This is a genomic window from Candidatus Liberibacter sp. (assembly GCF_014048425.1).
In the GTDB taxonomy this organism is placed as follows: Bacteria; Pseudomonadota; Alphaproteobacteria; order Rhizobiales; family Rhizobiaceae; genus Liberibacter.
This window is the reverse complement of sequence record NZ_JACETX010000052.1, coordinates 1-6417: the sequence shown is the minus strand read 5'-3', so window position 1 is coordinate 6417 and position 6417 is coordinate 1. Positions and strand designations below refer to the sequence as shown.

Genomic DNA, 6417 nt, shown 5'->3' with positions numbered 1-6417 from the left:
TCTGAGACTATGGGTCAGGATTGGGATCTATGCAATGCAACGCTACAGAGTCGTCAGTTTAAGCGTATGATTATTATGCCATACTTTCGTCTTGTAGAATCGAAATTCTTTGAGACCAATCTTGGATATCATCTTCTTGGAGAGATATTATTATGTGTTTTCAGAGGAAAAATCATCGGCTTTACATATTTTTTGAAGCAGTCGAAATAGGTGGTTTAAAAAATATATTTTATAGAAAAGAGCTAAATTTCATCCCATCAAAGGCTGGTACAACGTTTTCGGGAGTACTTCGCAAAACCGTTTCATAATCTAGATCAACGTGCATATGCGTTAATATAGCACGCTTAGGCTTAATGATTGCAATCTGATTCAAAGATTCTGATAAAGAAAAATGACCTCTATGTGTATCGTTCTTGAGTGAATCAAGGATCAAAACATCCAAATTTTGTAAATTTTCCAAACTTTCGTCTGGAAATTCATTAACATCAGTGCAGTAAGCGACATCCCCAAAACGAAACCCTAAAGAAGAAATTGTTCCGTGCTTCTGTAATAAAGGGATAACCTCAATAACCCCTCCTGCACCTTCTATCCGTATAGGTTTATAATTTTCCTCTATAACAAAAGGGATAACGATTGGTGGATAAAGACTTCCCTTAGGAGCTTCAAAACAATAGCCAAAACTATCCACAAGATTCTGCATACAAACCGGATGAGCGTAAATAGGTATGGGATTCTTCTTTTTTAAAAAATATCCCCTTAGGTCATTAATACCATGAATATGATCTGCATGTCCGTGAGTGTAAAACACCGCATCAATAGAAGACACACTCTCTCGCAACATCTGTGTATAAAAATCAGGACCAGTATCAACAATCACAGTTGTAAAATCCCCGTCCGCAGATATTCTGGAAACTTTAAGGGAAGAACGAGTGCGACGATTCTTAGGATTTCTTGGATCACATCTTCCCCAATCACCTGTAATACGAGGAACAGCAGGAGAAGAAGAACATCCTAAAATCGTGAAATGGTTAACATCTTTCATTCCGCAATATCTTTTGACATTTTCGAAAACAACCTAAAAGCATTTTCAGTCGTTTTTTCCATAATTTCTTCGTAAGATACTTCTTTCTGTTGTGCAAGAATTTTAGCTGTACTAACAATGTAAGAAGGCTCATTACGCTTCTCCCGCCAAGGAGATGGAGTAAGATAAGGAGAATCTGTTTCAACAAGCAAGCGATCTATTGGAATGTCCTTTGCAATATCCCGCAAATCTTCAAACCTTGGAAAAGTCAACATACCCGTAAAAGATATATATCCCCCTAAATCTAAACAAATATCCGCCAACTTTTTGCTTGACGAAAAACAATGGATAACAAATGTAAAAGGCACTTTTGCCATCTCTTCCTGTAAAATAACAGCCATCTCATCATCGGCAGAACGACTATGTATTACCAAAGGAAGCCCGCTTATACGTGCAGCTTCTATGTGGCGCAAAAAAACAGTCTTCTGATCCTGAATCGTATCGGCATTATGATAACAGTCAAGACCCGTCTCGCCAATTGCAACAACAGATGGATGAGAAGACAATAGCGCTAATTCATCAGCAAGAATATCAGGTTCTTCATGAACATAACAGGGATGTGTTCCTATTGAACAAAAAATCGAAGAAGGATACTCCTCACATATTCTTACAAGAGGTATAAAATCCTTTGTTTTCACCGCAATCGCAATCATTTTGAGAACATTTGCTTGACGAGCGCGAGCAATAACGTCGTTACGATCTCCATCAAAATCAGGAAAACTTAAATGACAATGCGTATCAATAAGCATACCAAAACCACCTAACAAAACCGAGGAAAAACCGGACTTGGCTCTTCTTTAATCACCAATCCTGGAATCAATGCTTCATTTAATGCTGAAAAACAACGTTTCTGTACTGGAACAGAAAGAATGTTTAAAATATTATCTGCCAACTTCGGAACGAAAGGTTGCAATAGGATCGCAATCTGACGGATAACATCAGCTGTAACATATAAAACAGTACACATCCTATCCGGATCACTTTTTCTAAGAACCCATGGTTTCTGCTCAGAAAAATACCGATCTACTTCTGAAACAATGGATATAATTTCTGCCAAACTCCTATGAATTAAATAGCTATGTATCTTCTCACGAATTCCCTGCAAATGCATAGAACACGACGACAGTATAACCTTATCAGACTCAAGAAGCAAACCAGGAATTGGAATCTTTTCCTCGCAATTTTTGAAAATCATCGAAAGTGAACGACTAACCAAATTACCAATACCATTGGCAAGATCAGCATTAATGCGTCTTTTTAATGTCTCTGGATCATATAAACCATCTTGTCCAAAAGAAACTTCTCGTAAAAAGAAATACCGTAGAGCATCGACTCCAAAATTTTCTACTAATTCCAAAGGATCAATAATATTCCCCAATGATTTGGATATTTTCTCTCCCTTGTTTAAAATAAATCCATGCGCAAAGATTGTCTTTGGCAAAGGCAAACCAGACGAAAGCAAAAAAGCAGGCCAATAAACCGCATGAAATCGAATAATATCCTTGCCAATGACATGTAGATCAGCAGGCCAGAATTTTCTCTTCAAACTATCCTTCTGATTCAAAATTCCCGTCGCTGTCAAATAATTTGTTAAAGCATCAACCCAGACATACATGATACATTCAGGATCATCGGGAATTTTTATCCCCCAATCAAATGTTTTGCGAGAAATAGAGAGGTCTTTGAGACCTGATTTTACAAAAGAAATAATTTCATTACGTCTCTCTTCAGGTAAAATGAACTCCGGATGAGAATCATAAAAGGAAAGAAGTTTCTCTTGATAAGCAGACAAGCGAAAGAAATAACCTTCCTCTTCTACCCAATCGACAGGATTATTTTGAAGATTATAATGCTTACCATCATCTCCAACATGAATCTCATCATCAAGACAATAAGCTTCATCGCGCAACGAATACCAGCCAGCATAAGATCCCTTATAAATATCACCATTTTCTAACATTTTTTGCCATAATACTCGACAGCTATCATAGTGACGCTTTTCAGTCGTGCGAATAAAATCATCATATGAAATATCAAGAAGATCAGCCATTTCTCGAAAACTTTGGCTATTTTTCTCAACAAATTCTTCTACTGGCATCCCAAATGCTTTTGCTGATTTTTCTATCTTTTGTCCATATTCATCGGTTCCTGTAGAAAATAAAACATCCCAGCCATCTAAACGATAAAAACGTGCAAAACAATCCGACGCTATCATCTCATAAGCATGCCCAATATGCGGCTTAGCATTTGTATAAGATATCGCTGTACTGACATATAATTTCTTAGAATTTTCCATAATATCTTCCTGATCAAGCCTTCATCGTTTTCCTAAAGATCAAGTAGCATACGAATCTCTACAGAAAAGACTATAGCATATTTTTGCTTTTTCTAGAATATATACGATCGTATACTTGCGATCTAGATTATATGTAAAAGAAGTATCTAATCTTTCCTTTATGGAAGAAAATATGAGTGCAATTTGATCTGCTTCTCCAAGTTTTCCATTCAAAGCAGCTTCTTTAGCGCTTTTAGCCACATCTTCAAGGACGAATTCTATTAAAAAATAAAAAGCTATATTCTTATCTTTATGTGATAATTCATCAGCAATCTGTTGGATTATTTGACGTGCAAAAGATCTTTGATGCGTACACATTAATTCTGTATAAGAAGAAATAATTTTGTCACCACCATGATTTAAAATCTTCAAAGCTGTAGCAACGCTTCCATGCGATGCTCTTTGCAATATTTCGCCTTGTTGCCGTGAAAATAAAATCCCCAGATTTTCAAGAGCGTTGTATAAATTCTTTTCTGAAAGAGCTTGGAATTTTATTGGCAAACAACGCGACTGAACTGTTGACAAAACCCTTCCGGAAACATGCGATATCAGTATGAATAAAACCCTTGCAGGAGGCTCCTCCAAAATTTTAAGTAAAGCATTGGCAGCATTGCGATTCATTCCATCAGCAGGATCAATCATAACAATTCGCCAGTGACCTATATTGGCAGTAAGTGATAAGAAATATCGAATCCGTCGAATTTCATCAACGGTAATAACCGTCCGTAATTTTCCTGATTTTTCATCTAAAGGATAAGACAGATATAAAAAATCACGCAACGTTTGGGAAGCCATTTGCTTGACAAAAGCCGATTTTGGATCCGGATCACATAACTGGGAAGGGGCAAACCGAGAATCCGGGTTCTGAAAGATATGCCTCGCATAACGAAATCCTAAAGTTGCTTTTCCGATACCTTCTTCTCCTTTAAAAAGTAAAGCATGATGCATCTTTCCAGAAAGATAGTAATGCGCTAAAAATTTTTCGACTGCCTCCTGACCAAATAACCTCTTATTGTAAATAGGATGAATACTATCTTCTGGAATAAAAGTCATACTTCATTTTTTCCGTAAAACAGAATCACGGTTTCGCACAAAACCATGAACTATCTTCAAGATATTAGCAGCAACATCCTCAAAAGGATTTGTCGCATCAACAACGTGACAACGTTCTGGCTGTTCCTGTGCAATTTCCAGAAAGACGCGACGTCTCATTTCATGAATTTCGACATCTTCCCTTTCAAAATGATCCAAACCATTTGTTTCCTTTGCAACATGCCGACGATGCACACGTTGCAAGCCTACATCTACAGGAAGATCAAGAATAATAGTATAATCGGGCATCATTTCCTGGACTGATACCTTTTGAAGAGAATCCACAAACTTGCGCTTGAATTCATCTCCTTTACTTTGATATGCATAGGAGGAATCCAAAAAACGATCACACAATAAAACCTTACCTTGCATGAGTGCAGGACGGATAATAGTTTCTATATGATCACAGCGAACAGACGCAAACATAATCGCTTCCGCACAAGGTCCAAATTTTCCTACGCCACCAGATAATAACACGTGTCGCGCAGCTTCTGCTGCAGGGGATCCTCCCGGTTCACGCGTAACCTGAACGTCATAACCTTTTTCGCTGAAAAACTGTGCTAAACGGGAAATATGTGAGGTCTTCCCTCCTCCTTCAATCCCTTCAAAGCTGATAAATAATCCTGGATTCAACTTATCTCTTCCCATCTTGATAAAAAACATAAGCAGTGACATGACTACAACTTAGGAAGAAATTACCATATATAGTGCGGAAATTTTTTTGCAAATTATAGTTTTCATCAACAATCAACGTCAATTCTTTGCAGAAGTTTTCTCTTGATCATACTTTCCACATAATCCCTTTTTTTTATAACGAAGATTATCCTTCAGATATATAATTTTTCGCCCAATACAAAAAAAGATTTTCTTGATTTCTACAAAGATTGCAAAACCATAGAAAAACACCATCTAACAAACTCTATCCGCTATGAAAACACAATATATGTGCTAACCTTTATCCTAGAATGAGTCCAAAAATTTCTCAAATAACATCTCCCAAGAATGCACTTATTACGCACTTTTAAGATAATATGCAATCAACATCATCTTATTATTGATTATAATTTTCTCTATTGATCTGGATATGCATCTTTTTGCAAAATATGCGTCTTTTTTGCAAATAATCTAGGATGCTTAAAATGGATATGGAAAAGCATAGAAAACGCAGGAGCATATATCAAAAGAGCGAATCTTATAAACTTAGCTATGAGGTATCAAGACGTCTAGACGTATGGCTTTTTCCTTTGATAGTCCCGCACCTATCAAAAAAAAGCAAGGGGAACACATAATAAAATCAAGCAAAATCATATGCTTATCAATAACTCAATCATGAAATCTAATAATACTACCTCAACAACTTCATTATTGCTTGAGTTTAGGATCAAAAGCATCACGCAAACCATCACCCATCAACTTCAATGCCAATGCTGTCAGCAAAATTGGCTAAACTAGGAAATAGCACAATCCACTGTGCACTTTACGTGAACGACAAAGAATCTGATAACATTATATCCCATTCCGGCGTTACTGGTTGGCACTCCCGTTCCCCAAAATCCTATTGTACAAGCTATATCTAAAATGGCATTGGAAAAACCCAAATCTACTCCGCACCTTTCAAAACCAATCCCTCCTCTATTTCTCTTCGAGCAACAAACCCATATCATCGCCCTCCCCAGAAACAACCCCATTTGCAGATTTCGCAGGCGGTATTCTCCCAATCGCCCGAGGGGGGATGGCACGATACCTTCGATACCAAGGGTAAAAATAAAATATCCAATAGCTGATATTTGATTTGTGCCAGAGAATAGCAAAACGTGAGAAACTTTAAATAGTTGGCTTTCTGCCCATGAGAAAATCAGAAACCATTTCTAGAGCATCTTTAACATTCATCACATTCAACCTCTCTGTA

Annotated in this window: 6 protein-coding genes and 1 pseudogene; 1 reads left to right on the top strand and 6 read right to left on the bottom strand. The window is 37.1% G+C overall.

Features of this window, described 5'->3' with window-relative positions:
* On the top strand, positions 1-210 hold a 210-nt coding region (locus H0G72_RS06150; RefSeq protein WP_220456126.1), incomplete at its 5' end, for a hypothetical protein.
* Between the two features lie 19 nt (positions 211-229).
* Here the strand turns inward: H0G72_RS06150 and H0G72_RS05300 are convergent.
* From H0G72_RS05300 to H0G72_RS06330, 6 genes and pseudogenes are all read right to left on the bottom strand, one after another.
* A complete protein-coding gene (locus tag H0G72_RS05300) occupies positions 230-1042 on the bottom strand; it encodes an MBL fold metallo-hydrolase (RefSeq protein ID WP_182017736.1) in 813 nt (270 codons plus the stop codon).
* Positions 1039-1830, bottom strand: a complete 792-nt coding sequence (locus H0G72_RS05295) for a TatD family hydrolase (protein WP_182017735.1) — start codon at positions 1828-1830, stop codon at positions 1039-1041. The genes H0G72_RS05300 and H0G72_RS05295 overlap by 4 nt, the downstream gene beginning before the upstream one ends.
* A gap of 11 nt (positions 1831-1841) precedes the next feature.
* A complete protein-coding gene (gene metG, locus H0G72_RS05290; RefSeq protein WP_182017734.1) occupies positions 1842-3377 on the bottom strand; it encodes a methionine--tRNA ligase in 1536 nt (511 codons plus the stop codon).
* A 39-nt stretch (positions 3378-3416) separates the two neighbouring features.
* Positions 3417-4469, bottom strand: coding sequence for a DNA polymerase III subunit delta' (locus tag H0G72_RS05285; RefSeq protein WP_182017733.1), 1053 nt, complete (start codon positions 4467-4469; stop codon positions 3417-3419).
* A 3-nt stretch (positions 4470-4472) separates the two neighbouring features.
* Complete coding sequence (gene tmk / locus H0G72_RS05280) at positions 4473-5183, bottom strand: dTMP kinase (protein ID WP_259345162.1); 711 nt, start codon at positions 5181-5183, stop codon at positions 4473-4475.
* A 687-nt stretch (positions 5184-5870) separates the two neighbouring features.
* Positions 5871-6106 (bottom strand): annotated as a pseudogene (locus H0G72_RS06330) (dipeptide ABC transporter permease DppC); the annotation flags it as partial.
* Positions 6107-6417 lie beyond the last annotated feature (311 nt).